19 protein-coding genes are annotated in these 23,024 nt (G+C 68.6%); 9 read left to right on the forward strand and 10 right to left on the reverse strand.

The genetic code is table 11. From position 1 onward, the window contains the following. The first annotated feature begins 100 nt into the window (after positions 1-100). The 4 genes from IM660_RS10155 to IM660_RS10170 all read left to right on the forward strand — a co-directional run bounded on the left by IM660_RS10155 (position 101) and on the right by IM660_RS10170 (position 5,282). Entirely contained in the window at positions 101-679 is a 579-nt protein-coding gene (locus IM660_RS10155) for a DUF3000 domain-containing protein (RefSeq protein WP_246464889.1), read from the forward strand. After that, entirely contained in the window at positions 676-1,935 is a 1,260-nt protein-coding gene (locus tag IM660_RS10160) for an HRDC domain-containing protein (RefSeq protein WP_193495200.1), read from the forward strand. The genes IM660_RS10155 and IM660_RS10160 overlap by 4 nt, the downstream gene beginning before the upstream one ends. A gap of 85 nt (positions 1,936-2,020) precedes the next feature. Further along, on the forward strand, positions 2,021-3,250 hold the full coding sequence (locus tag IM660_RS10165; protein ID WP_193495202.1) for a thiolase family protein: 1,230 nt from the start codon (positions 2,021-2,023) through the stop codon (positions 3,248-3,250). After that, a complete protein-coding gene (locus tag IM660_RS10170) occupies positions 3,243-5,282 on the forward strand; it encodes a 3-hydroxyacyl-CoA dehydrogenase NAD-binding domain-containing protein (RefSeq protein ID WP_193495204.1) in 2,040 nt (679 codons plus the stop codon). The genes IM660_RS10165 and IM660_RS10170 overlap by 8 nt, the downstream gene beginning before the upstream one ends. A gap of 10 nt (positions 5,283-5,292) precedes the next feature. On the opposite strand, the gene IM660_RS10175 is transcribed toward IM660_RS10170, so the two are convergent. From IM660_RS10175 to IM660_RS10185, 3 genes are read right to left on the reverse strand one after another with little or no spacing between them, the layout of a single operon-like run. Continuing rightward, positions 5,293-6,306: a ribose-phosphate diphosphokinase gene (locus IM660_RS10175; RefSeq protein ID WP_193495206.1), complete on the reverse strand. Its 1,014-nt coding sequence runs from the start codon at positions 6,304-6,306 to the stop codon at positions 5,293-5,295. A 36-nt stretch (positions 6,307-6,342) separates the two neighbouring features. After that, positions 6,343-8,253, reverse strand: a complete 1,911-nt coding sequence (gene dxs, locus IM660_RS10180; protein ID WP_193495208.1) for a 1-deoxy-D-xylulose-5-phosphate synthase — start codon at positions 8,251-8,253, stop codon at positions 6,343-6,345. A 15-nt stretch (positions 8,254-8,268) separates the two neighbouring features. Further along, positions 8,269-8,958, reverse strand: a complete 690-nt coding sequence (locus IM660_RS10185; protein ID WP_193495210.1) for a YqaJ viral recombinase family protein — start codon at positions 8,956-8,958, stop codon at positions 8,269-8,271. A gap of 126 nt (positions 8,959-9,084) precedes the next feature. On the opposite strand from IM660_RS10185, the gene IM660_RS10190 reads away from it, so the two are divergent. Further along, a complete protein-coding gene (locus IM660_RS10190) occupies positions 9,085-10,539 on the forward strand; it encodes a GuaB1 family IMP dehydrogenase-related protein (protein ID WP_193495212.1) in 1,455 nt (484 codons plus the stop codon). A 2-nt stretch (positions 10,540-10,541) separates the two neighbouring features. After that, positions 10,542-12,524 carry a S9 family peptidase gene (locus IM660_RS10195; RefSeq protein ID WP_210768958.1) on the forward strand — a complete coding sequence of 661 codons (1,983 nt, stop codon included), beginning with the start codon at positions 10,542-10,544 and terminating at the stop codon, positions 12,522-12,524. A 101-nt stretch (positions 12,525-12,625) separates the two neighbouring features. Here IM660_RS10195 and acnA read toward each other — a convergent pair whose 3' ends face one another. The 3 genes from acnA to IM660_RS10210 all read right to left on the reverse strand — a co-directional run bounded on the left by acnA (position 12,626) and on the right by IM660_RS10210 (position 18,753). Continuing rightward, complete coding sequence (gene acnA, locus IM660_RS10200) at positions 12,626-15,382, reverse strand: aconitate hydratase AcnA (RefSeq protein WP_193495213.1); 2,757 nt, start codon at positions 15,380-15,382, stop codon at positions 12,626-12,628. Between the two features lie 136 nt (positions 15,383-15,518). Further along, positions 15,519-16,748, reverse strand: coding sequence for a class I SAM-dependent RNA methyltransferase (locus IM660_RS10205; RefSeq protein WP_246464890.1), 1,230 nt, complete (start codon positions 16,746-16,748; stop codon positions 15,519-15,521). Beyond that, on the reverse strand, positions 16,738-18,753 hold the full coding sequence (locus IM660_RS10210) for an APC family permease (protein ID WP_193495217.1): 2,016 nt from the start codon (positions 18,751-18,753) through the stop codon (positions 16,738-16,740). Before IM660_RS10210 ends, IM660_RS10205 begins: the two co-directional genes overlap by 11 nt. Positions 18,754-18,868: 115 nt before the next feature. Between IM660_RS10210 and IM660_RS10215 the strand changes: the two genes are divergently transcribed. Both IM660_RS10215 and IM660_RS10220 read left to right on the forward strand, forming a co-directional pair. Continuing rightward, on the forward strand, positions 18,869-19,522 hold the full coding sequence (locus IM660_RS10215; RefSeq protein WP_193499339.1) for a potassium channel family protein: 654 nt from the start codon (positions 18,869-18,871) through the stop codon (positions 19,520-19,522). Continuing rightward, on the forward strand, positions 19,522-20,202 hold the full coding sequence (locus IM660_RS10220) for a potassium channel family protein (RefSeq protein ID WP_193495219.1): 681 nt from the start codon (positions 19,522-19,524) through the stop codon (positions 20,200-20,202). Before IM660_RS10215 ends, IM660_RS10220 begins: the two co-directional genes overlap by 1 nt. Here the strand turns inward: IM660_RS10220 and IM660_RS10225 are convergent. From IM660_RS10225 to dut, 4 genes are read right to left on the reverse strand one after another with little or no spacing between them, the layout of a single operon-like run. Then, a complete protein-coding gene (locus tag IM660_RS10225) occupies positions 20,156-20,935 on the reverse strand; it encodes a DUF3159 domain-containing protein (protein WP_246464891.1) in 780 nt (259 codons plus the stop codon). The genes IM660_RS10220 and IM660_RS10225 overlap by 47 nt on opposite strands. Next, complete coding sequence (locus tag IM660_RS10230; protein ID WP_193495221.1) at positions 20,932-21,309, reverse strand: OB-fold nucleic acid binding domain-containing protein; 378 nt, start codon at positions 21,307-21,309, stop codon at positions 20,932-20,934. The genes IM660_RS10225 and IM660_RS10230 overlap by 4 nt, the downstream gene beginning before the upstream one ends. Continuing rightward, on the reverse strand, positions 21,306-22,040 hold the full coding sequence (locus tag IM660_RS10235) for a DUF3710 domain-containing protein (RefSeq protein ID WP_193495223.1): 735 nt from the start codon (positions 22,038-22,040) through the stop codon (positions 21,306-21,308). The genes IM660_RS10230 and IM660_RS10235 overlap by 4 nt, the downstream gene beginning before the upstream one ends. Further along, positions 22,040-22,513, reverse strand: coding sequence for a dUTP diphosphatase (gene dut, locus IM660_RS10240; protein WP_193499341.1), 474 nt, complete (start codon positions 22,511-22,513; stop codon positions 22,040-22,042). The genes IM660_RS10235 and dut overlap by 1 nt, the downstream gene beginning before the upstream one ends. Positions 22,514-22,573: 60 nt before the next feature. Here dut and IM660_RS10245 point away from each other — a divergent pair, with 60 nt between their 5' ends. After that, on the forward strand, positions 22,574-23,020 hold the full coding sequence (locus IM660_RS10245) for a DUF3093 domain-containing protein (protein ID WP_193495224.1): 447 nt from the start codon (positions 22,574-22,576) through the stop codon (positions 23,018-23,020). Positions 23,021-23,024 lie beyond the last annotated feature (4 nt).

The raw sequence follows: 23,024 nt of genomic DNA on the forward strand, positions 1-23,024 counted from the left end.
GAACTGATAGCGGGCCGAGATGGTGAGCCCGCGCGAGTCTACCGACTTCCCCTCGGCGCGCCCTGGACGCCCGGAGGCGGTGTACGCCTAGCCTGGACGCGTGAACGTGCAGCGGACCCCGGTAGCACCACCGGACTTCGAGGCCGCACTGTTGAGCCTGCGCGGCCACCGGATGCGCCCGGAATTCCACCTCGAGGAGGTGCCCGCTCCCACCCGCATCGCCCCCTATGCGCTCGCTCTCACCGGCGAGGTGAATCCTACCCGGGACCCGGAGGACATGGTGGGAAACGGCCGGTTCGTTGTGCTCTACGACCCGGAGGGCCAGGAGGCGTGGAACGGCGAGTTCCGGGTGATCGTCATGGCGCGGGCGAACCTTGAGCAAGAGTTCGCGGCCGATCCGATGCTCGGTGAGGTCGGATGGTCCTGGCTGACCGAGGCGCTGGTCGCCGAGGAGGCCGGCTACCACTCGCTGTCCGGGACGGTCACGCGAGTACTGTCGGAGACATTCGGTGGTCTCGAACTGCGCGCCGGCGAGGTGGAGATCGAGATCCGCGCCTCGTGGACGCCCGAAGGTACGGATATGTCGTCCCATCTGCGTGCCTGGGCGCTCCTGACCTGTCAGGCTGCAGGTCTGCCTCCTGTCCCCGACAACGTGAGCGCCCTGAGACCCAAACGATGACCACGTCCCCCCCATCCGGAACCTCGGCCGATCCCGAGCACGAGCCCCCTCCCGAGCTCGTCCCCTTGACCGAGCCCGCAGACGGTGTTCCCGACGTCGTGGAGACGCCGGCGGACCTCGACCGCGTGGTCGATGCGCTGAGGAGGGGCACGGGCCCTGTCGCGGTCGACGCCGAACGTGCCTCGGGCTATCGGTACGGACAGAGCGCCTATCTCGTCCAGCTGCGACGTGAAGGTGCCGGCACCGCCCTGCTTGATCCTCGAACGCTGCCGGATCTGGAAGCCGTGGGGCAGGCGCTCGCCGGCACCGAATGGGTGCTGCACGCTGCGAGCCAGGATCTGCCGTGCCTGGCCGAGGTGAACCTCGTCCCGAGCCGCATCTTCGACACCGAGCTCGCCGGGCGGTTGCTCGGGCGCGAACGGGTGGGTCTGGGGCCGATGGTCGCCGCCGAGCTCGGACTCGAGCTCGCGAAGGAGCACTCGGCCGCCGACTGGTCCACCCGCCCGTTGCCCGAGGCGTGGCTGCGCTACGCCGCGTTGGACGTGGAGGTCCTGGTGGACCTGCGGGACCGGTTGGCCGCAGCCCTGGAACGCACCGGCAAGCTGGAGTGGGCGCTGCAGGAGTTCGAAGCCGTGCGGACGGCACCTGCGCCACCACCACGACAGCAACCGTGGCGCCGGACCTCCGGCTCACATCAGGTGCGAGACGGGCTGGGCCTAGCGATCGTGCGGGAACTGTGGCAGGTCCGTGACGCCGAAGCGCGCCGCATCGACCTCTCCCCCGGCCGACTCCTCCCAGATGCAGCGATCGTCGCCGCCGCCACCACGCGGCCGGCGACGGTCGCCGAGCTGGCGGCGTTACGCCCGTTCAAACACAAGGCGGCCGCACGGCGCACCCGCCTGTGGTTCGAGGCCGTCGCCCGCGCCATGGCATTGCCCACATCGGCCTATCCAGCCCGGCGCGGTCCCGTCTCGGACACGTTGCCACCGCCACGGGCGTGGAAGGACCGCAACCCCGAGGCGGCGGCGCGGCTGGACGCGGTGAAGCTGGTGGTCCGGGCACGGGCAGCCGAGCTCGATCTCCCGCAGGAGAACCTGCTCACCCCCGAGTACCAGCGCCGCATCGCGTGGGATCCGCCCTCCGACCTGAGCCTCGTCGGTGTCACCTCTGAACTCGAGCAGCTGGGTGCCCGGCCATGGCAGATCGAGCAGGTGGGCGTACTCCTCGCCGGCGCGCTGCGTTCCGCACGCGACTGATCCCCCACCGCAGGTCCGGGCAGGTTAGGGTAGGACCACCAGTACCTAGTACTCCCAGTCCCAGTGACGTGACCTGGAGGTCCCGATGCCCCTGCTCGGCCGTGATGTCGTCCTCGTCGATGCCGTCCGCTCCCCGTTCGGACGCGCCCGCCCCGACGGACTGTATGCGCACACCCGCGCCGACGATATCGCCGTGGCCGTCATCCGTGAGCTGCTCCGTCGCAACCCCGCCCTCGTGCCGGACCGTATCGGCGACCTCGCACTGGCTGCGACCACGCAACAAGGCGACCAGGGTCTGACCCTGGGCCGGACGGTCGGCCTGCTTGCCGGCCTCCCCCGGACCGTCCCCGGCTACGCGATCGACCGGATGTGTGCCGGAGCGATGACCGCCGTCACGAACGTTGCCGCGCAGATCGCCATCGGGGCGATCGACGCTGCGGTGGCCGGTGGCGTCGAGCACATGGGGCGTCACCCACTCGGCGCCTCCGCTGACATCAACCCGCGGTTCGTCGCCGAGCGGCTCGTTTCCACCGACGCGCTGGTGATGGGCGCCACGGCCGAGAACCTCCACGACCGGTACCCACGCCTGACCCGCCCACGTGCCGACGCCTACGCAGCAGCGTCACAGCGCAAGTACGCCCGTGCACTCGCCGAGGGTCACATCGACGCCGATCTCGTCCCCGTCGGCGTCCCAGACCCCGAACGAGGTTGGGGACTGGCCACCGCCGACGAGCCGCCGCGGCCGGGCACCACCGTCGCCGGGATGGAGGGACTTGCCACCCCATTCCGCGCCGGTGGCCGGGTAACCGCGGCGAGCTCCTCACCGTTGACAGACGGCGCCACCGCCGCACTCCTGATGGATGCTGCCACCGCCGCAGATCTGCAGCTCGAACCACGCCTGCGACTCGTCTCCTATGCCTACACGGGAGTCGAGCCGGAGGTGATGGGAGTCGGCCCCGTCCCGGCCACCCACCGTGCCCTGGAACTGGCCGGCCTGACCATGGAGGACATCGGCCTGATCGAGATCAACGAGGCCTTCGCCGTCCAGGTGCTCGCATTCCTGGACGCCTTCGAGATCGCCGACGACGATCCTCGGGTCAACCCCTACGGCGGCGCGATCGCCGTCGGGCATCCCCTGGCCGCATCCGGTGTACGCCTGATGAGCCAGCTCTCACGGCAGTTCGCCACCCACCCAGAGGTGCGCTATGGCATCACCACCATGTGCGTGGGGCTCGGGCAAGGGGGCACCGTCGTGTGGGAGAACCCGCACCACGCCTCACCCCGCAGCGCCGACAGGAGGAACACCGATGACTGAACGCATCACCCACGCCCTGGTCCGGGACGTCCAGTTGGAAGATCTCGGCGTCCTCGCACTGATCACCCTGGACAACGGGGCAGGTCCGCGCAAACCGAACACGCTCGGCCCCCAAGGAATGGACGAGCTCCGGGCGGTGCTGACCGAGCTCACGCAGCGAGCCCACGACGGGGAGATCGTGGCGGTCGCCGTCACCGGCAAGCAGTTCCACTTCGCCGCCGGGGCCGATCTGCACGGTGCCGCCGAGGTCACCGATCGAGCCTCAGCACGTGCCATCGCCGAAGCCGGGCACGAGACCTTCGCCCTCCTGCTCGACATGCCCGTACCCACCTTCGCCTTCATCGGTGGCGTGGCGCTCGGCGGTGGACTGGAACTGGCGCTCTCCTGCCACTACCGGACCACCAGCGCAGCGGTGCGCGGCATCGGTCTTCCAGAGGTGTTCCTCGGACTCGTGCCGGGCTGGGGCGGGACGTTCCTGCTGCCACGGTTGATCGGGATGGAGCGCGCCCTGCGGGTGATCGTGGAGAACCCGCTGCGTCAGAACGCCCAGCTCACGGGCCCGGACGCGGAGCGGCTCGGCATCGTCGACGCCGTCCTGGAGCCTGCGGACTTCCTCGCCGAGTCGTTGCGATGGGCCGCGCACGTGGTTCGAGGTGACATCGTTCCCGAGCGCTACCCGGGCGACGAGCCCGAGACCGCCCGCGCTCTCGTATCCTCGGCGCGTATCGACGTGGACGCGCGCCTGCACGGCGCCGCACCCTCGCCCGGTCGGGCGCTCGACCTGCTGAGCCTCGCGGCAGACGGCGACCGGCACGCCAGTGTCGAGGCGGAGAACGAGGCACTCACCGATCTGATCACCTCCCCGGAGTTCGAGGCGTCCGTCTACGCATTCGACCTGACAACCCGTCGCGCCAAGAACCCCGTCGGGGCACCGGACCCCGACGTGGCACGTCCCGTGCGCAGGATCGGCATCGCGGGCGCGGGGCTGATGGCGTCCCAGCTCGCACTGCTGTTCGCGCGCCGGATGCAGGTTCCGGTCGTGATGCGCGACCTCGATGACGTGCGGGCCGATCGCGGCCTGCAGTTCGTCGCCGACGAGGTGCAGAAGCTCGTCACCAAGGGCCGGCTGGCCGCGGCCGAGGGCAACCGGATCCGTTCCCTGGTCACGTCCACGACTGAGCTCGCTGATCTCTCGGGTGCCGATCTCGTCATCGAGGCGGTGTTCGAGGAGCTGGAGGTCAAGCGGCACGTGTTCGCGGAGCTGGAGACGGTCCTCTCACCCGAGACGATTCTCGCCACCAACACCTCCGCTCTGTCAGTCTCGGCGATGGCCGCCGGTCTGCAACACCCTGAGCGGGTGGTCGGGCTGCACTTCTTCAATCCGGTCGCGCAGATGCCGCTGGTGGAGGTCGTCCGAGCCGCCCACACCGACGACGGCGCCTACGCCACCGCTTTCGCGGTCACAGCTGCGTGCCGGAAGTCGGCCGTCGCGGTAGCCGATGCCCCTGGCTTCGTCGTGAACCGGCTGCTGGTGCGGCTGCTCGGAGAGGTGCTCGGATCGCTCGAGGACGGTACCGATATCGCGACAGCGGACCGCGCGCTGTGGCCTCTCGGCCTTCCGATGGGCCCCTTCCAGCTGCTGCAGCTGGTGGGCCCCGCTGTCGCCGGGCACGTATTGGACACGCTCCGCGAGAATCTTGGGTCGCGCTACCCCACCTCACCCGGCCTGCAGGCGATGATCACCGACGGCGCCCGGTTCGTCGAGTTCGAGTCCCGCCCGAGCGCGGCCTCACCGGTCGACACCTCGATCGCGCGATACTTCGGTTCGCGCGGCGAGCGGGGTGGTCAGGATGAGGCGGGCCTGTTGCGTCGCGTCCGGGATGCTCTGGCGGAGGAAGTCGACCTCATGCTTGCCGAAGGCGTGGTGGCCGAATCGAAGGACATCGACCTGGCGATGCTACTCGGTGCCGGATGGCCCTTCCACCTGGGAGGTATCACGCCGTACCTGCGGCGGACCGCAGCCAGCACCTGACGACGGTTCGTCAGGCCCGGACGGCCTCGAACAGAGTCCGCTGTGGTGGGGCGTGCGCCGGATCCACCCCGTCGAACAGACTCGAGACCGACTCGCCGAGGTGGATCCGGCGGATCGCTTCGGCGAACAGCTGTGAGGTGGAGCGTACCGTGAGGTCGAGCCAGTCGGCCGGGGCAGGCACCGTATCGGTGGTCACCACCTCGGAGATCATCGGGTGCTCACGCAGGCGCTGCTGCGCTGGACCGGTGAACAGACCGTGCGTGCAGACCACGGACGCCCCGACACATCCGGCGTCAGCCAGGCGTTCCATCAGTTCCACGATCGAGCCGCCGGTGGCGATCTCATCATCGAGGACGATGGCACGCTTGCCCTCGACGTCGCCGACGATGGCGTCGATCACCACCCGGTCGTCCGCGAGGCGCTGCTTGTTCCCGGCCGCGACGGGCAGCCCCAGCAGGCGGGCGAACTGCGTGGCGGACTTGGCGTTGCCCAGGTCCGGTGACACCACGATCGCCTCGCCCAGCTCCTGCCCGCGGAAGTGGTCGGCGAGCACCCCGAGCGCCGTGAGGTGGTCCACCGGCACGGAGAAGAAGCCGTGCACCTGAGGGGCGTGCAACGTCATCGTCAACACCCGGTCGGTTCCGGCCGTCACGAGCATATCGGCGACCAGCCGGCCTCCCAGGGAGATGCGGGAGGCATCCTTCTTGTCCGAGCGCGCGTACGCGAAGTGCGGCATCACAGCGGTGATCTGGGCAGCTGAAGCCCCGCGCGCCGCATCGATCATCAGCAGCAGCTCCATCAAGTGCTCCTGCGTCGGCGGCACCAACGGCTGGACGATGTAGACGTCCCGTTGACGGCAGTTCTCGAGCAACTGTGCCTGCAGGCAGTCGTTGCTGAACCGGCTGATGCGGGAGGGGCTCAGCTCCAGTCCGAGCTCACCGCAGATCCGTTCGGCCAGTGCCGGGTGGGCGCTGCCGCTGAAGACGACAATGTCCTGGGAGGCGATTCCGCTCGCATTGCGCATGCCGGTTCCTTCGCGCTCGGGTGCTTGGACCACATGCTACGAGACGCCGGGCGTTGAGGCGTTCTCGTTCCGTCGTGCCACGGCTGCCGCCGTCTCGCGGGCGATGTCCTGCGGACGGAGCCCCATCTCCTCCTCCAGCTGTGCACGCGAGGCGTGCGAGAGGAACTGGTGCGCGATCCCGTGGACCTGCACCTGAACCTCGGGGCTGGATTCGGCCAGCCGGTCCCGCAGTGCACTGCCGAAGCCGCCCGTGACGATGCCGTCTTCGATGGTCACGACCCGGTCGAAGCCGGCCGCCATATCCACCAAGGCGTCCGGTACCGGGATCACCCAGCACGGGTCCACCGCCGTCGCACCGATCCCCTGGTCCCCCAACCGGTGCGCGACCTCGGCGGCAGTAGCCGCGAATGGTCCCACTCCCACCACGAGAACCCGGGCACCGCCGTCGCCGGCCTCCCGGGCGAGGACATCCAGACCGGACGTGCGGCTCAGAGCCGGCGTCGGCTCCGGCAACGCTCCCTTCGGGTAGCGCACCACCGTGGGAGCGTCCGAGACGGACACTGCCTCGCGCAACGCGCTGCGCAGGGTCGCCTCATCGCGGGGCGCTGCCAGCCGCAGCCCGGGCACCAAGCGAAGCAGTGCCAGATCCCACATGCCATTGTGGCTGGCTCCGTCGTCACCGGTCAGGCCGGCTCGGTCCAACGTGATGGTCACGCCGGCGCGGTGCAGCGCCACGTCCATCAGCAGCTGATCGAAGGCGCGGTTGAGGAACGTGGCGTACAGCGAGACCACCGGGTGCAGTCCGGCGAACGCCATCCCGGCCGCGGAGGTGAGTGCGTGCTCCTCCGCGATGCCGACATCGATCACCCGGCCCGGGAACTCACGCGCCATCGGCGCCAGCCCGACAGGTTCGGGCATCGCCGCAGTGATACCGACCACATCCGAACGCGTCCTGGCGATCTGCACGATCTCGTCGGCGAACACCGACGTCCACCCGAAGCGGGAGGGCACCACGGGCAGTCCCGTCTCCGGGTGGATCTTGCCGACGGTGTGGAAACGGTCGACGGCATCACTCTCGGCAGGGACGTAACCGCGCCCCTTCTCAGTGACAGCGTGCACGATCACCGGCCCGCCATAGCCCCGCGCACTGCGCAGCGCCGCGTCGAGGGCATCCAGATCGTGCCCGTCGACGGGTCCGATCGACTTCAGTCCGAGCTCCTCGAACAGGCCGTGCTGGGGGCGCAGCACATCCTTGAGCCCCTTCTTCATCCCGTGCAGAGCGTCATAGGTCAACCTGCCCGGGCGCCCCCCGCCTTGAAGCGTCCGCTTGCCCCAGCCGAGCACCCGCTCATAGTTGCGGTCGGTGCGTACAGCGTCCAGGTAGCGGGCGAGGCCGCCGACGGTCGGCGAGTACGACCAGCCGTTGTCGTTGACCACGATGACCAGACGCTGGTCCGGTGAGTCGGCGAGGTTGTTCAGGGCCTCCCAGGCCATACCCCCGGTCAGGGCGCCGTCGCCGATCACGGCGACCGTGTGCCGGTCGGTGTCCCCCGCCAGCAGCCGGGCCCGGGAGATGCCGTCCGCCCACGACAGCGCCGTCGACGCGTGGGAGTTCTCGACCACGTCATGATCGGACTCGGTGCGGCTCGGATACCCGGACAGCCCACCCCGGCGCCGCAGGTCGGCGAAGTCCTGCCGGCCGGTCAGGAGCTTGTGTACATAGGCCTGGTGCCCGGTGTCGAAGACCACAGAGTCCCGTGGTGAGGAGAACACCCGGTGGATCGCCAGCGTCAGCTCGACCACCCCCAGATTGGGGCCGAGGTGTCCGCCGGTGCGAGAGACCGAGTCGACGAGGAACGCCCGGATCTCCTCGGCGAGCACCCTCAGGCGTCGTGGGCTCAGTGCGCGCAGATCCTCGGGACCGCGCAGCCGTTCCAGCTCGGTCACCTCATGCTCCCGTCATCAGCCTGCAGCTGCACCCATGCTACGTGCCTGTGCGTTCTCCGGCGGCCCGGAGAGGTCGAGGTCACGTAGTTCACGGCGATCGACGGGCCGATCTCCAGCCGCGACGAGCAGCGCGCGGGCCCGGTCCAGCTCGTTGAGGAACGCGTTCGCGTGGGTACGCAGGAGCTCGATGCGTTCCTCGTCACGTTCCACCCACCGGAAGTCACGCCGGAGGGTGTCGCGGTGCTCGACCACGAACAGCACCCGATCGCACCCGGTCACGTGCAACTGCCACTGGAGTTGGTCGGCGTAGGTGCGCGCGGCGCCATCCAGATCCTCGACCGACGTCTTGATCTCGGCGATCGAGTGCTCCCCGATCCCGTCCGGTGTTGCCAGGTGGCGCGGATCGCGACCGGCACACAGCAGCGAACTGGGTGCGATCCCGAATCGTTGGTGCACCCAGGCCGCGATCACCGCTTCACGGCGAATCCCGTGCTCGAACTGCGGCAGCCGTGGGCCCTCCCAGCCTGTCAGCTTGGCTTCCAGGAGACGACGGCGCTGCTTCGACACTCGCCCGCTGGTGGTGACCAGGCGGCGCGCATCGGTTGCGGTCACGCCCCACAATCGTGCTCGCAGCCAGGCCACCCGGTTGCGGGAGGAGACGACGTCACCGGCTGGTGTGCGCACATACCGGTAGCCCTCGATCACGCCTGGCACCTTACGGCAGGCCCGGTGCGGCCGCGCGGAGCACGCGCCGGACGCTGCGGAGCGTCACCAGCCACGCGAGCGCTGCTCACTGCCTGCGCCCCCACCTCACCATCTAGGCTGGCAGGTATGCGACTGCTCCCTGGGCACACCATCAGTCACGACCTGACCTACGACGATGTCTTCCTCGCACCGTCCTACTCGGACGTCTCCTCGCGTTTCGATGTCGACCTGGCAACGGCGGATGGGACCGGGACGACGATCCCGATCGTGGTGGCGAACATGACGGCGGTCAGTGGGCGTCGGATGGCGGAGACGGTGGCACGTCGAGGCGGGATCGCGATCCTCCCCCAGGATCTGCCACTGGCAGAAGTGCGTCGAACGATCGCCTCGGTCAAGGGCCGCCACACGCTGCTCGAGACCCCGGTGACAGTCGCACCCACCGACACCGTGCACACGGTCCTGACCCTGGTCGACAAGCGAGCCCACGGCGCCGCCGTGGTCCTCGATGAGGGGCGTCCGGTCGGTGTGGTCGCCCGGTCGGACTGCCATGGCGTGGACCAGTTCACGCAGGCGCAGGCGGTCATGAGCGCCGACCCGGCGGTGCTCGAGCTCGACACGCTGGAGGGCCCCGGCGCCCTGGAGGCAGCGTTCGAAGCGCAGCACGCCGCCCGACGGCGCTTTTCTCCGGTGGTGGACTCCTCGGGCAGGTTGTGTGGTGTCCTGACCCGGCTCGGGGCGCTGCGGTCCTCGATCTATGCGCCGGCGCTCGACGATGCCGGGCGATTGCGGATCGGTGCTGCCGTGGGCGTCAACGGCGATGTCGCCGCGCGGGCCCGCGGCCTGCTCGAGGCGGGGGCCGACGTTCTGGTGGTCGATACGGCGCACGGACACCAGGCGAAGATGATCGAGGCGCTGCGTGCCGTTCGTGCCCTCGATCCGGAAGTTCCGGTGGTGGCAGGAAACGTGGTCACCGCCGACGGCGTCACCGACCTCGTCGAGGCCGGTGCCGACATCGTGAAGGTGGGAGTGGGCCCTGGGGCGATGTGCACCACCCGCATGATGACGGCGGTGGGCCGCCCGCAGTTCTCGGCCGTGGCCGAGTGCGCCCAGCGGGCACGAGAGCTGGGCCGGCATGTGTGGGCCGACGGCGGTATCCGGCATCCACGCGATGTCGCCCTGGCCCTGGCTGCCGGTGCCAGCCAGGTCATGGTGGGCTCATGGTTCGCCGGGACTTATGAGTCCACCGGCGATCTGCATATCGACCCCGACGGACGCCGGTACAAGGAGAGTTTCGGGATGGCGTCCGCACGAGCGGTAGCGGCACGGACGGCCAGCGATGCCAGCCCGTTCGCACGAGCACGCAAGAGTCTCTATGAGGAGGGCATCTCGGCTTCCAGGATCTACCTGGATCCGGACCGGCCCGGCGTCGAGGATCTCCTGGACCACATCACGGCCGGGCTGCGTAGCTCGTGCACCTACGCGGGCGCTCGGACCCTGGCCGAGTTCAGTGACCGTGTACTGGTCGGGCTGCAGTCCCGGGCAGGGTACGACGAAGGCCGTCCACTCCCGGGAGGTTGGTGACGATGGGAATGCAACGACCCGATCACCGTCGCGTTCGTCCGTACGGCGCGTGGCCCTCGCCCATCTCCGCGCACTCGCTGGCCGCGGGGACCGTGCGCCTGTCCGAGCTCACTCTCGTCGGAGCCGACACGTACTGGGTGGAGTCACGCCCGTGGGAGGAGGGGCGCAGCGTCCTCGTGCGGCGTGACAGCAATGGCCACGTCTGCGACGTCCCGATGCCTTCCCCCGACGGCGGCACGTTCGATGTCCGGACCCGCGCACATGAATACGGTGGCGCGTCCTATGCGGCAACCGATTCGGTGATCGTGACATCACGGCGTGAAGACGACCGGGTCTACCGCATCGACCTGGATCCGGACGGCGGCACGGCTGCGCCCGTTCCGCTCGTGGCAGCCAGTGGGCGCCGGTACGCCGACTTCGAGCTCGACACTGCACGTGGTCTCGTATACGCGATCGCCGAGGACCATGGCGAACCAGGTGCCGCACGGACCGATCCCGCCGCGACACTCGTATCGATTCCGCTCGACGGCTCCGCGGCGCATGACCCGGACCTGGTCACCGTGCTGATCCGAGACAGCGACTTCGTGACGTCACCACGTCTGAGCCCGGACGGCGCCCTGCTCACGTGGCTCAGCTGGAACCACCCTGCGATGCCGTGGGACTCCTCTGAGCTGCACGTGGCCACAGTCGCTGACGGCGGGACACGTCTGCTGCATCACCGGACCGTGGCGGGTGGTCCACAGGTATCGGTCGCCGAGCCGATGTGGACCCCGGCCGGGGATCTGGTGCATGTCGACGACCGCACGGGCTGGTGGAATCTCTATCGGACCGAGCTGGACGGGGCACACCGGCGGACCAGACCGCTCCATCCCAGCGACGCCGAGTTCACGGTCCCGCAGTGGGGCTTCGGCCCCCGGACGATCGACATGCTCGGCGAAGACCACCTGATCGCGGCATACACGGTTCAGGGTCGGCGCCGGCTGGCCGCGATACGCATCGACAACGGTGCTCTCGAGCCGTGGGAGGGTGACTGGGCTCCGGTTCGTGACGTACGTGCTGCGCCGGGCCGCGTCGTCTTCATTGGAGCAGGGCCGTACCGGGCCGAAGCTGTGGTCGAACTCGATCTCGCTGCCGGCACGGCCACCGTGCTGCGCTCGACCACTGATCGCGAGCTGGACGAGCAGTCGATCTCGGTGGCCGAGGACGTCTCCTGGCCGTCGGCAGATGGGGTCGCTCACGGCTTCCTCTACCGCCCGACCAGCGCCGAGTGGATGGCCAGCGACGCGGAGCGGCCGCCGCTGCTGGTCCTCTCTCACGGGGGGCCAACGGGTGCCACATCAGCTGGGCTCGATCCGGCGGTGCAGTTCTGGACCACGCGCGGATTCGCCGTCCTCGACGTCAACTACGGCGGCAGCACCGGCTATGGACGTGCTTACCGGGAACGTCTTCGTGGCCGGTGGGGCATCGTCGATGTGGCCGACTGCAGCTCCGGTGCCCGGTGGCTCGCGCAGCAGGGTCTCGTGGACCCAGACCGTGCGGCGGTCCGCGGTGGCTCGGCGGGCGGCTACACGACCCTGGCGGCGTTGACGTTCACGCAGACGTTCGCCGCCGGGGCCAGCCATTACGGCATCGGCGACTTGGAGGCGCTGGCAGCGCACACACACAAGTTCGAGAGCCGGTACCTGGACTCCCTCGTGGGGCCTTACCCGGAGAAAGCCTCCACCTATCGAGACCGCTCGCCGGTGCATCACGTGAACCAGCTCAGTGCCCCGATGATCCTCTTCCAGGGGACCCAAGACCGGGTCGTGCCCCCGGAGCAGGCCCGCCTGATGGCCGACGCGGTGCGTGCCGCCGGCATGGAGGTCGAGCTGGTGATGTTCGACGGCGAGGGGCACGGGTTCCGGCGCGCGGACAACCGCCGGTCCGCACTTGAAGCCGAGCTCGCCTTCTACGGTCGGGTGTTCGGCTTCTCCCCCACCTCATAGCGCAGCCGAGCCGCCGAGGGCGAGACATCCCTCGCATATGACGGCGGCCGGGCAGAGGGGAAACGCCCTCCTGCCCGGCCGTCGTCTGCGGCTGTCTGCGCTCAGCCGTTCACGAGGGAACGCAGCACGTACTGCAGAATGCCGCCGTTGCGGTAGTAGTCCGCCTCGCCCGGGGTGTCGATGCGCACCACGGCATCGAACTCGACGGTGACTCCCTCGGACTTCGTGGCCGTGACGTGCACGGACGACGGTGCAGGACCATCGGTGATGGCGCTCACGCCCGAGATGTCGAAGGTCTCGGTGCCATCGAGACCGAGCGACTCGGCACTCTCACCCGCTGGGAACTGCAGCGGGAGGACGCCCATCCCGATGAGATTGGACCGGTGGATGCGCTCGAAGCTCTCGGTGATGACGGCCTTGACGCCCAGCAGGGCGGTTCCCTTGGCCGCCCAGTCACGCGACGAACCGGAGCCGTACTCCTTGCCACCCAGGATCACCAACGGGATGTCCGCCTCGGCATAGGCCTGCGCGGCATCGTAGATGGTGCTCTGCTCGCCGGTGAGGTGGTTCAGCGTGAACCCGCCCTCGACGCCGTCCAGCAGCTCGTTGCGCAGCCGGATGTTAGCGAAGGTGCCGCGGATCATCACCTCGTGGTTACCGCGGCGCGAGCCGTAGGAGTTGAAGTCCTTGCGCGCCACACCGTTCTCGGCCAGGTAGGTCCCGGCCGGTGAGTCCGGCTTGATCGACCCGGCTGGGGAGATGTGGTCAGTGGTGACCGAGTCACCGAGCTTGGCGAGCACCCGCGCACCAGCGATGTCCTCGACCGGAGCAGGCTCGGCCGTCATGCCCTCGAAGTACGGGGGCTTGCGGACGTAGGTGGACTCGGCATCCCAGGCAAAGGTGTCGCCTTCGGGGGTGTCGAGCGAGCGCCACTGCTCATCCCCGGAGAACACATCCGCGTAGTCGGCGGTGAACATCTCCCGGTTGATCGAGGAGTCGATCGTGGACTGAACCTCCTCCGGGGAGGGCCAGATGTCGGCGAGAAACACCGGCTTACCGTCCTCGCCGTGGCCCAGCGGCTCGTGGGCGAAGTCGAACTCCATCGTGCCGGCCAGCGCGTAGGCGATCACCAACGGCGGGGAGGCCAGGTAGTTCATCTTGATGTCGGGGTTGATCCGGCCCTCGAAGTTCCGGTTCCCGGACAGGACCGAGACGACCGCCAGGTCGTGGGCATTCACAGCCTCGGAAACTTCCGGGTCGAGCGGGCCGGAGTTGCCGATGCAGGTGGTGCATCCGTAGCCCACGAGGTGGTAGCCCAGCTTCTCCAGGTACGGCCACAGGCCGGCCTTATCGTAGTAGTTCGTGACCACCTGAGAACCTGGCGCCATCGAGGTCTTCACCCACGGCTTCACGGTCAGGCCCGCATCGACGGCCTTCTTGGCGAGCAGCCCAGCGGCAAGCATCACCGACGGGTTGGAGGTGTTCGTGCAGGAGGTGATCGATGCGATCGCCACAGCGCCGTGGAACAGCTCGTATGCCGCGCCGTCCGGGGTAGTGACCGGCACGGTCTTGCGTGCCTGGTTGCCGATAGCCGGCGAGTCGGAGGCGGGGAAGGACTCCTTCTCCGCCTCGTCCACGCCGTTGCGCACCTCGGGCGCGTAGGCCGGAAGGTCGCGCTGGAAGGCCGCCTTGGCGTGCGAGATCGCGATCCGGTCCTGCGGGCGCTTTGGTCCGGCGATAGATGGAACCACCGTGCCCAGGTCGAGCTCGAGGTACTCCGAGAACACCGGCTCCGTGGCCGGGTCATGCCACATCCCCTGTTCCTTCGCGTACGCCTCCACGAGGGCGACCTCGTCGTCGGAGCGTCCGGTCAAGCGCAGGTAGTCCAGCGTGACGTCGTCGATCGGGAAGATCGCCGCGGTGGAACCGAACTCCGGGCTCATGTTCCCGATGGTGGCCCGGTTCGCCAACGGCACGGCGGCAACGCCGTCGCCGTAGAACTCCACGAACTTGCCGACCACTCCGTGCTCACGCAGCATCTCGGTGATGGTCAGGACCACGTCCGTGGCGGTCACGCCGGCTGGGATCTGGCCGTTCAGCTTGAACCCGACCACGCGCGGTATAAGCATCGACACCGGCTGGCCGAGCATGGCCGCCTCGGCCTCGATACCGCCGACGCCCCAGCCGAGCACGCCGAGGCCGTTGACCATCGTGGTGTGGGAGTCGGTGCCGACGCAGGTATCGGGGTACGCGCGAAGCACCTTCTGCCCACCGGACTCCACCTCACGGGTCATCACGGTACGGGCCAGGTACTCGATGTTGACCTGGTGCACGATCCCGGTGCCCGGGGGGACGACCTTGAAGTCGTCGAAGGCGGTCTGACCCCAGCGCAGGAACTGGTAGCGCTCATGGTTGCGCTCATACTCGATCGCCACATTGCGCTCGAACGCGTCAGAGCGGCCGAACACGTCGATCTGCACCGAGTGGTCGATCACCAGTTCGGCCGGAGAGAGCGGATTGATCGACGCAGGGTCGCCGCCGAGATCGGCCACCGCCTCACGCATGGTCGCCAGGTCCACGACGCACGGAACGCCAGTGAAGTCCTGCATCACCACGCGAGCCGGAGTGAACTGGATCTCGGTGCTCGGCTGCGCACTGGGGTCCCAGTCGGCCAGTGCCCGGACGTGATCGGAGGTGATGTTGGCACCGTCCTCGGTGCGCAACAGGTTCTCGGCGAGAACCTTCAGACTGTAGGGCAGCCGCTCCAGCCCGGGGACGGCGCCGAGCCGGTAGATCTCGTAGTCGGTCTCACCCACCCGCAGGGTGCTCTTGGCGGAAAAGCTGTCCACGGTGCTCACTGGCCACTCCTGTCATGCGGAACGTCGTCGGCGCAGGACCATCCTCGCACTTACGTGACGAGTATGTCCCGATATTTATCTCGATATCGAGATAAATACTACCGCAGCGCTCCCCGGCTCGCGAGCGACGCGCGCATCACTCACCCGTGCCAGGTGTGAGGACCGCCACGGTCTCCACGTGGTGGGTGTGCGGGAACAGATCGATCGGATCCAGCGCGGTCAGCGTGTACCCGTGCTCGCGCGCATAGGCCACATCACGGGCGAGCGCCGCGGGGTCGCAGGCGACGTACACCACCCGCCGAGGCCTGGTCCGCAGCAACTGCTCGACGACCGCCTCGCCGGCTCCGGCGCGTGGCGGGTCGAGGACCACGACATCGGTGTCGGCGAGCTGTTCCGACTGCATGATTCGGTGTACCGGGCCATGGTGAAGGCGGACCTGGGGACGGTCGTGGACGTTGCGGCGCGCATCCTTGACCGCCCGCTCGTCCGACTCGACCGCGTCGACCGTACCCTCGCCGCCCACCGCATCCGCGAGTGGAACCGTCAGCAGACCGGACCCGCTGTAGAGGTCCAGGACGCGTTCACCGGGCTGCAGCTGGGCCGCTTCCAGCACGGCACCCACGAGTGTGGCGGGAGCCTGCTGGTGTACCTGCCAGAAGCCCTCAGCGGCTACGCGATACCGCCAACTGCGTCCATCGACCTCGACACGCTCACGCGCCGTTCGTCGTCCGCCACGCAGCGGGACGCCGTCGATGAGCACAAGGCGGTCGCTCTCACTGGGCGCGACCGCATCAATCCGTGCGCCGGGGCGCCACGTGCGAGTGAGCAGCTCCGGTACCCCGAGCACCTCCGCAGCCAGGGGCATCGCGCGTAGCGGTGCGATCGTGTGGGTGCGGTGCTGGAACATCCCTGCCCGGCCGTGATCGTCGACCACCAGCTCGATCCGGGTGCGGTACCCCAGCCCGTTCCGCTCCCGATCCTCGGCAACACCACGCACCCGCAGCCCCGTCATCAGCGGATCCTGCGTGTCCAGCCCGCCGATGCGCTGCAGCGCGTCGACCAGGACGTCCCGCTTCCAGCTCAGCTGACCATCGAGGCTCACATGTGCCAGTTCTCCTCCGCCGACGCCGCCCGGTCCTGCCTCAGGCCAGACCGAGTCCACCCGCTCGGGTGCGCCGTCAAGGATCTCCACTGCATCGGCGCGCCAGTGCCCCCGGCGCCGGCTGTCGGTGACTCGTGCACGGATCCGTTCCCCGGGGAGCGCATGACGAACGAAGACCACCCGCCCGTCCACCCGAGACAGGCAATGCCCGCCGTGGACCGCGGGCCCGACAGTCATCTCGATCAGTTCGTCGCTATCGGGCATCGTCACCGCTCCGTTGGGTCTCGTCATGAACGGCCGTTCCCGCCCATGGGCCGATCAGCTCAGCCGACTTCAGCTGCCAGGGCACCGAAGCCATCACCACACCCGGCATGTGCAGCAGCCGAGCCTTGAGCCGAGCTGAGCTGCGGTTATGCAAGATCCGTTCCCACCAGGAACCCACCACGTACTCAGGAACGTAGACCACCACCAGGTCGCGAGGGGACTCACGCCGGATCGATTTCACGAACTCCAGCACGGGCCGTGTCACCTCCCGATACGGAGAGTCGAGGACCGTCAGCGGCAATGGCACACCGAGAGCGTCCCACTCATCGCGTACCCGCGCCGTATCTGCCGGGTCAACCGCGACCGAGATCGCCTGCAGCGTGGACGGACGCGTGGCGCGGGCGTAAGCCAGCGCCCGCAATGCGGGCTTGTGTACCTGCGAGACCAGCACGACAGCATGGACGCGCGAGGGCAGTGCCTTCGCCTTCCCCTCATCGCTCAACGCGAGCTCGGCTGCCACCGCGTCGTAGTGGCGGCGGATCAGCCCCATCAGCACGAACAGCGCCGCCATCAGCCCGACTGCGATCCACGCACCGTGCGTCGCCTTGGTGACCACGACCACTGTCAGCACCACCGCCGTCAAGAGGAAGCCGAACGCGTTGACCGCGCGGGCCCGGAGCATCTGCGTGCGCTCCTGTGCGGCGATCACGGTGCGCAACCGGCGGTTCCAGTGCTTGACCATGCCGAGCTGGGCGACGGTGAATGAGACGAAGACACCCACGATGTAGAGCTGGATGAGCTGGGTGACCTGCGCGTCGAAGATCCAGATGAGCGCGATCGCGGCGACAGAGAGGCTGACGATCCCGTTCGTCAGAGCAAGCCGGTCGCCACGGGTGTGCAGCTGCCGGGGCAGGAAGCCGTCCTTGCCGAGCACCGAGGCCAGTTGCGGAAAGCCGTTGAACGCGGTGTTGGCCGCCAGCACGAGGATCGCAGCCGTCGCGGCGACAACGACGACGATCAGCCACGGCACCGCGACGAAGACGACTTCGGCAATCTGCCCGATGACGGGCGTCTGCACGAAGTCCTCCGGGACTGGGCTGCCCTCGATCCGCAGATCACGGGCTGGGACCTCGACGACCCGAACCCCTGTCGCCTGTGCCAGTCCCAGAACCGCGAACAGCATCGTGGCGCCGATGAGTCCCAGCAGGGCGAGGGTGATCGCGGCGTTGCGCGCCTTCGGACGGCGGAACAACGGCACTCCGGTGCTGATGGCCTCGACGCCCGTGAGCGCCACCGCCCCGGAAGAGAAAGCGCGCAACACCAGGAAGGCGCCCGCGATACCCATCAGCCCCTGATCCAGGCCCTCCATCGGGACGACTTCGTAGTCGGCGCTGGCGGCGCGACCGATCGTTCCGCTCGCCCATTGCAAGCCCCCGACGACGGCCATCACGCCCATCGCAGCCAGGAACAGGTAGACAGGCACCGCGAAGCTGCGCCGGGACCGCTGCCCGCCTCGCACGTTCGCGAGTGCGACCAGCACCACCATGGCGGTCGCTACCCATTCCTCGTTCGTGCGCAGTTGCGGCCAGATCGTCGTCAGGTACTGGGCGCTCGAGGACAGCGAGACCGCAACGGTCAGCACATAGTCGACCAAGACCGCGGCTGCGACGGACAGACCTGCTTTCTTGCCGAGGTTCTCGGTGGCCACCTGGTAGTCACCGCGACCCGCGGGGTAGGCCCGCACCAGATGGCGATAGGACGCCACGACTGTCAGCATCACCGCGATGACGGCGAGCCCGACCCACGGGGAGACCACGACGGCAGCCGCACCGGCCAGTGACAGCGTGAGGATGATCTCGTCGGGCGCGTACGCCACCGACGACAACGCGTCCGAGGCGAACACGGGTAGTGCTTGCCGCTTACGGAGCTGCACGTGTCCGATCCGGTCGCTACGCACCGGGCGGCCCACGAGCAGCCGCTTGGCGGCTTCCACGATGTCTGGCACGCCGCCATGCTACGCGCGCGCCGCCGGGCCTCGACGCCGAGGCGGCGGTCCACCGGCTCGTGGGCTCGCGCAGTCGCGGTCCGGGTGTAGCGTCTGCATCGTGCACTTCGTCATCATGGGCGCCGGGCGCGTCGGCACCACTCTCGCCGAGACCCTGGAGGGACGCGGGCATTCGGTGTCGATCATCGACCAGAACCCCGACGCTTTCCGACGGCTACCTGAGTCCTTCGAAGGGCGACGGGTGACCGGGATGGGCTTCGACCGGGAGGCCCTCGCGCAGGCCGGTATCGAGGACGCCTACGCGTTCGCTGCAGTCTCCAGCGGCGACAACTCCAATATCATCGCAGCCCGTGTGGTCCGTGAAACCTTCGGGGTGGAGAACGTGGTTGCCCGGATCTACGACCCTGCCCGAGCCGAGATCTACCAGCGACTGGGCATCACCACCGTTGCCACCGTCCGCTGGACCTCCGATCAGGTACTGCGGCGGATGATGCCGGTGGGCGCGGCCAGTGAGTTCCGCGACGCCTCCGGTTCGGTGACCATGTGCGAACTGGATCTGCATGCGGGGTGGCTGGGGCAGCCCGTCCGTCAGGTTCAGGCAGCCACCGGGGCACGGATCGCGTTCCTGTCCCGGCTGGGCGATGGCTACATCCCCTCGCCGGACGACGTACTCCAGGAGCACGACGTCCTTCACGCGCTGGTCTACACCGACCGCCTGGATGAGACGCAGCGGACGCTGAACCGCCCGCCGCGGGCGGAGGAGGAGTAATGCGGGTCATTATCGCCGGAGCGGGAAGCGTCGGCCGGTCGATCGCACGTGAACTCATCGGGCACGATCACCAGGTCACACTCATCGACAAGAACCCGGCCGCGATGAAGGTGTCCTCGGTGAGTGCGGCCGAATGGCTCCTCGGTGATGCGTGCGAGATTGCTAGCTTCGCCACCGCCCACCCCGAGGAGAGCGATGTCGTCGTCGCCGCGACCGGGGACGACAAGGTCAACCTCGTGGTTTCACTGCTTGCCAAGACCGAGTTTGGCGTCCCGCGCGTGGTCGCTCGCGTGAACAACCCCAAGAATGAATGGATGTTTGACGAGGCCTGGGGTGTCGACGTCCTTGTCTCGACCCCTCGGATCATGACGGCGCTGGTCGAGGAAGCAGTCTCGATCGGCGACCTGGTCCGGATCTTCACGTTCCATCAGTCCGGTGCCAGCATGTACGAGATCACGCTCGCACCGGGTGCGACCGTCGTCGGACAACGCGTGGCTGACATCGCGTGGCCGGCCGGATCCGTGCTCGCCGCCATCATCCGTGGCGATGAACCCATCCCGCCGAGCCCTGACGACACGCTTGAGGCAGGCGACGAGTTGCTGATCATCGCCACCTCTGCCGACGAGGACGACCTCAGCGCGCTACAGCAGCTCCTCGGGGACGCACCCACAACCACGTGATCCACAGCACGAGCGCCCACAACGGCAAACCCATGACCAGGCGTGCAGTACCGAGCCATCCTGCTTCGGCCTGCAGGTAGAGCGGGACCTGGACGGCAAGGCGGGCCGCAAATGCCCCAAACCACAGCCAGGACGCCCGCGTATAGCGCCGCCGCAGCGTGTGGTCGGTGCGCCAACGCTGGTCCTGACCGGTCAAGAGCGCGACCAGCACACCGACCACCGGCCAGCGCAGCAGGATCGAGGCGAGCACGCCGACAGCGAATCCGGCGTTGACAAGCAAGCCCCACGCGAAGAAGTCGGATGCCTCCCCCGATCGCCACGCCCACACCGCACCGATCGCCACACCGGCGAGTCCACCGACCGCCTGAGTGACGGGTGTACGCCCGATCAGACGAGCGATGGTGGCCACGACTGCCACGGCCACGGATGCGATCAGCGCAGGGGTCAGCTCGCGTGTGAGCACGAACAGGACGACGAACACCAGTCCCGGCGCCACCGACTCGACCAGACCGCGCACACCGCCAATCGAGTCGGCAATACTGAACCGGTCGGCCGTGAGCTGGCGGACGCCACGTGCAGCTGCCTCACCGTGGTCACGATCCACGGGTGCGGCACGGGGATCATTCTCGGATCCCGGGTCTGGACCATCCGAGTCGATCGGCCCAGCAGAACTGTTCGGGCTGTCCGGGCCCACCGGGCTGTTCGAGCCCAGGGGGTGTTCAGTGGCACTCACGAGGCCGCTCGCTGCGGCAGGATCTGGTAGCTCGGGTTGTAGATGGCCGGGCGCGGCTGGCCGGCGGCGGTGCGGCACAGCATGCCCTCAACCTTGAGGCGGCACCCGGGGACGATGCCAGGGATCTCCCGCCGTCCGAGCCAGACCAGGTCGACGCTGCCCGAACCGTCATAGAGTTCCGCTAGGAGTTCGGGCGCCTGCCCCGCCGGCGAGTACGTGACCGACCGGATCACCCCGGACAGACAGACCCGTTGACGCGCCTTGCACTGCGCCACAGGCACAGTCCCTTGCCGCTCCGCCTCGACCTTCTCCTCGCCGGCGTCGAACTCGGATTGGGAGGCGACGACCCGGCGGAGCCGTTCGCGCCAGGTCATCGGGTCTCCGTCGTCTCGGGTCCGCGTGCGGGCAATTCGATACTGGCCGGCGGTACTTCATCCGCAGTCGTCCGCTGCCCAGGAAGGTGCAGCGGCAGCAGGTCACGTGGAGGCCGCGGGTCGGTTCCCCGGACCACGACCACGTCTCCGAAGAGCGTCTCCATGGTGACTGCTGCCGAGGGGTCGATCGCTGCCTTGCCCGTCAGCACACCACGGAGGAACCAGCGCGGGCCATCCACACCGATGAACCGCGCGGGCCGGTGACCGCTGCGGCCGTCCGGTAGCCGAACCGGAAGACGTGCGAGCAGCTCGGTACCGAAGGGACCCGGGCGTTCGTCCACCGAGCCACCCTGTTTGTCGACCTGTGTCTGGAGCTCGGCTCGCAGGGTTTCCCACAGCCCCGCGGTCCGCGGGGCTGCGAACGGCTGAATCTGAAGTGCGGAGCCCTCGTAGGCGAGATTCACCCCGACCACTCGCCGGGTCTTGCGATCGAGCTCCATGCGGATCTGCATCCCGGCACGCTTCGGCACCCACAACGACCCCAGGTCCATCCGCAATCCACGGGATCGAACCTCCTCGGAGTCCCAGGGACCGATCAACCCGTCCCCACTACCTTCCGCATCCTCGGCCGGAGCACCCGCTGAGGATGCCGGATCGGCCCGCTCTTCCGGCCCGACCGGCTCATCGGTCCCGGCCCGCTCGACGGCCCGTCCTCGACGGAACCATCCCATCAGCTCTGTCCTTCCATCGCGGCCACGCCCCCGGTCGAGCCGAATCCGCCCGCGCCTCGCTCACTCGCGGGCAACGTCGTCACCTCGACCAGGTCGGCCACGGCCACTCGCTGGATCACCAACTGGGCGACTCGGTCGCCACGGTCCAGGCGGACGCTGCGGGCCGGATCGGTGTTGTGCAGGATCACGGTGACCTCTCCACGGTACCCCGCGTCAACCGTCCCTGGCGCGTTGAGCACAGTGAGTCCGTGCCTGGCGGCAAGTCCGGACCGCGGATGTACGAACGCCGCATATCCCGCCGGCAGGGCGATGGCGAGCCCGGTCGGAACTGACTGCCGCGCTCCTGGCGCGATCTCGCATGCCGTGCGCGCCAGCAGGTCGAGGCCCGCATCGCCTGCGCGCGCATAACTCGGGATCGGAAGGTCGGGGTCCAGGCGCTGAACCAGGACCTCGACAGGCATCTCGTCACTCATCGTCACGGTCCCAGGCTACTGGCCGACCAGGGTGCCTCGGGACCGTGGCACCCTGGGTCCATGCCTGCCATCTCCTCGTACCGCGAGCGTGTCCTTCCGTCCTCGGCCGCGTGGCTGCTGGCACCCGCCGCCGGCCTGCTCGTCGGGCTCGCACTACTGCCACTCGACACAGTGCTCGCACTCGCCGCTGGAACGCTCATCGCGGCACTCGCCGCCGTCATGCTGATCGTGGTCTCACCGGTCGTAGAAGTTGCGGGCGATACGCTCCGGGTCGATCGGGCCCGGCTGCCGGTGGAACTCGTCTCGCAGGTGATCGAGCTGGAGGGCGACGAACTCAAGCACGCCATGAGGCGAGGACTGGACGCCCGGGCCCACGTACGCTTCCGCGCTTGGTCTCCTACCGCCGTCAGAATCGTCTTTGACGACCCGGACGACCCGACATCGTACTGGCTTGTCTCCACGCGGCGCCCGGCTGAACTGAGCCAGGCGCTCGGCCACGGGTCCTGAGACC

The sequence above is a fragment of the Ruania alkalisoli genome (genome assembly GCF_014960965.1).
Classification (GTDB): Bacteria; Actinomycetota; Actinomycetes; order Actinomycetales; family Beutenbergiaceae; genus Ruania; species Ruania alkalisoli.

Excerpts from the sequence above, each read along its gene's own strand:
- IM660_RS10160 (WP_193495200.1), top strand. The coding sequence starts at position 676 with ATGACCACGTCCCCCCCATCCGGAACCTCGGCCGATCCCGAGCACGAG.
- IM660_RS10165 (WP_193495202.1), top strand. The coding sequence starts at position 2,021 with ATGCCCCTGCTCGGCCGTGATGTCGTCCTCGTCGATGCCGTCCGCTCC.
- IM660_RS10170 (WP_193495204.1), top strand. The coding sequence starts at position 3,243 with ATGACTGAACGCATCACCCACGCCCTGGTCCGGGACGTCCAGTTGGAA.
- IM660_RS10175 (WP_193495206.1), bottom strand. The coding sequence starts at position 6,306 with ATGCGCAATGCGAGCGGAATCGCCTCCCAGGACATTGTCGTCTTCAGC.
- IM660_RS10190 (WP_193495212.1), top strand. The coding sequence starts at position 9,085 with ATGCGACTGCTCCCTGGGCACACCATCAGTCACGACCTGACCTACGAC.
- IM660_RS10195 (WP_210768958.1), top strand. The coding sequence starts at position 10,542 with ATGGGAATGCAACGACCCGATCACCGTCGCGTTCGTCCGTACGGCGCG.
- IM660_RS10205 (WP_246464890.1), bottom strand. The coding sequence starts at position 16,748 with ATGCCCGATAGCGACGAACTGATCGAGATGACTGTCGGGCCCGCGGTC.
- IM660_RS10215 (WP_193499339.1), top strand. The coding sequence starts at position 18,869 with ATGGGCGCCGGGCGCGTCGGCACCACTCTCGCCGAGACCCTGGAGGGA.
- IM660_RS10220 (WP_193495219.1), top strand. The coding sequence starts at position 19,522 with ATGCGGGTCATTATCGCCGGAGCGGGAAGCGTCGGCCGGTCGATCGCA.
- IM660_RS10230 (WP_193495221.1), bottom strand. The coding sequence starts at position 21,309 with ATGACCTGGCGCGAACGGCTCCGCCGGGTCGTCGCCTCCCAATCCGAG.
- IM660_RS10235 (WP_193495223.1), bottom strand. The coding sequence starts at position 22,040 with ATGGGATGGTTCCGTCGAGGACGGGCCGTCGAGCGGGCCGGGACCGAT.
- dut (WP_193499341.1), bottom strand. The coding sequence starts at position 22,513 with ATGAGTGACGAGATGCCTGTCGAGGTCCTGGTTCAGCGCCTGGACCCC.
- IM660_RS10245 (WP_193495224.1), top strand. The coding sequence starts at position 22,574 with ATGCCTGCCATCTCCTCGTACCGCGAGCGTGTCCTTCCGTCCTCGGCC.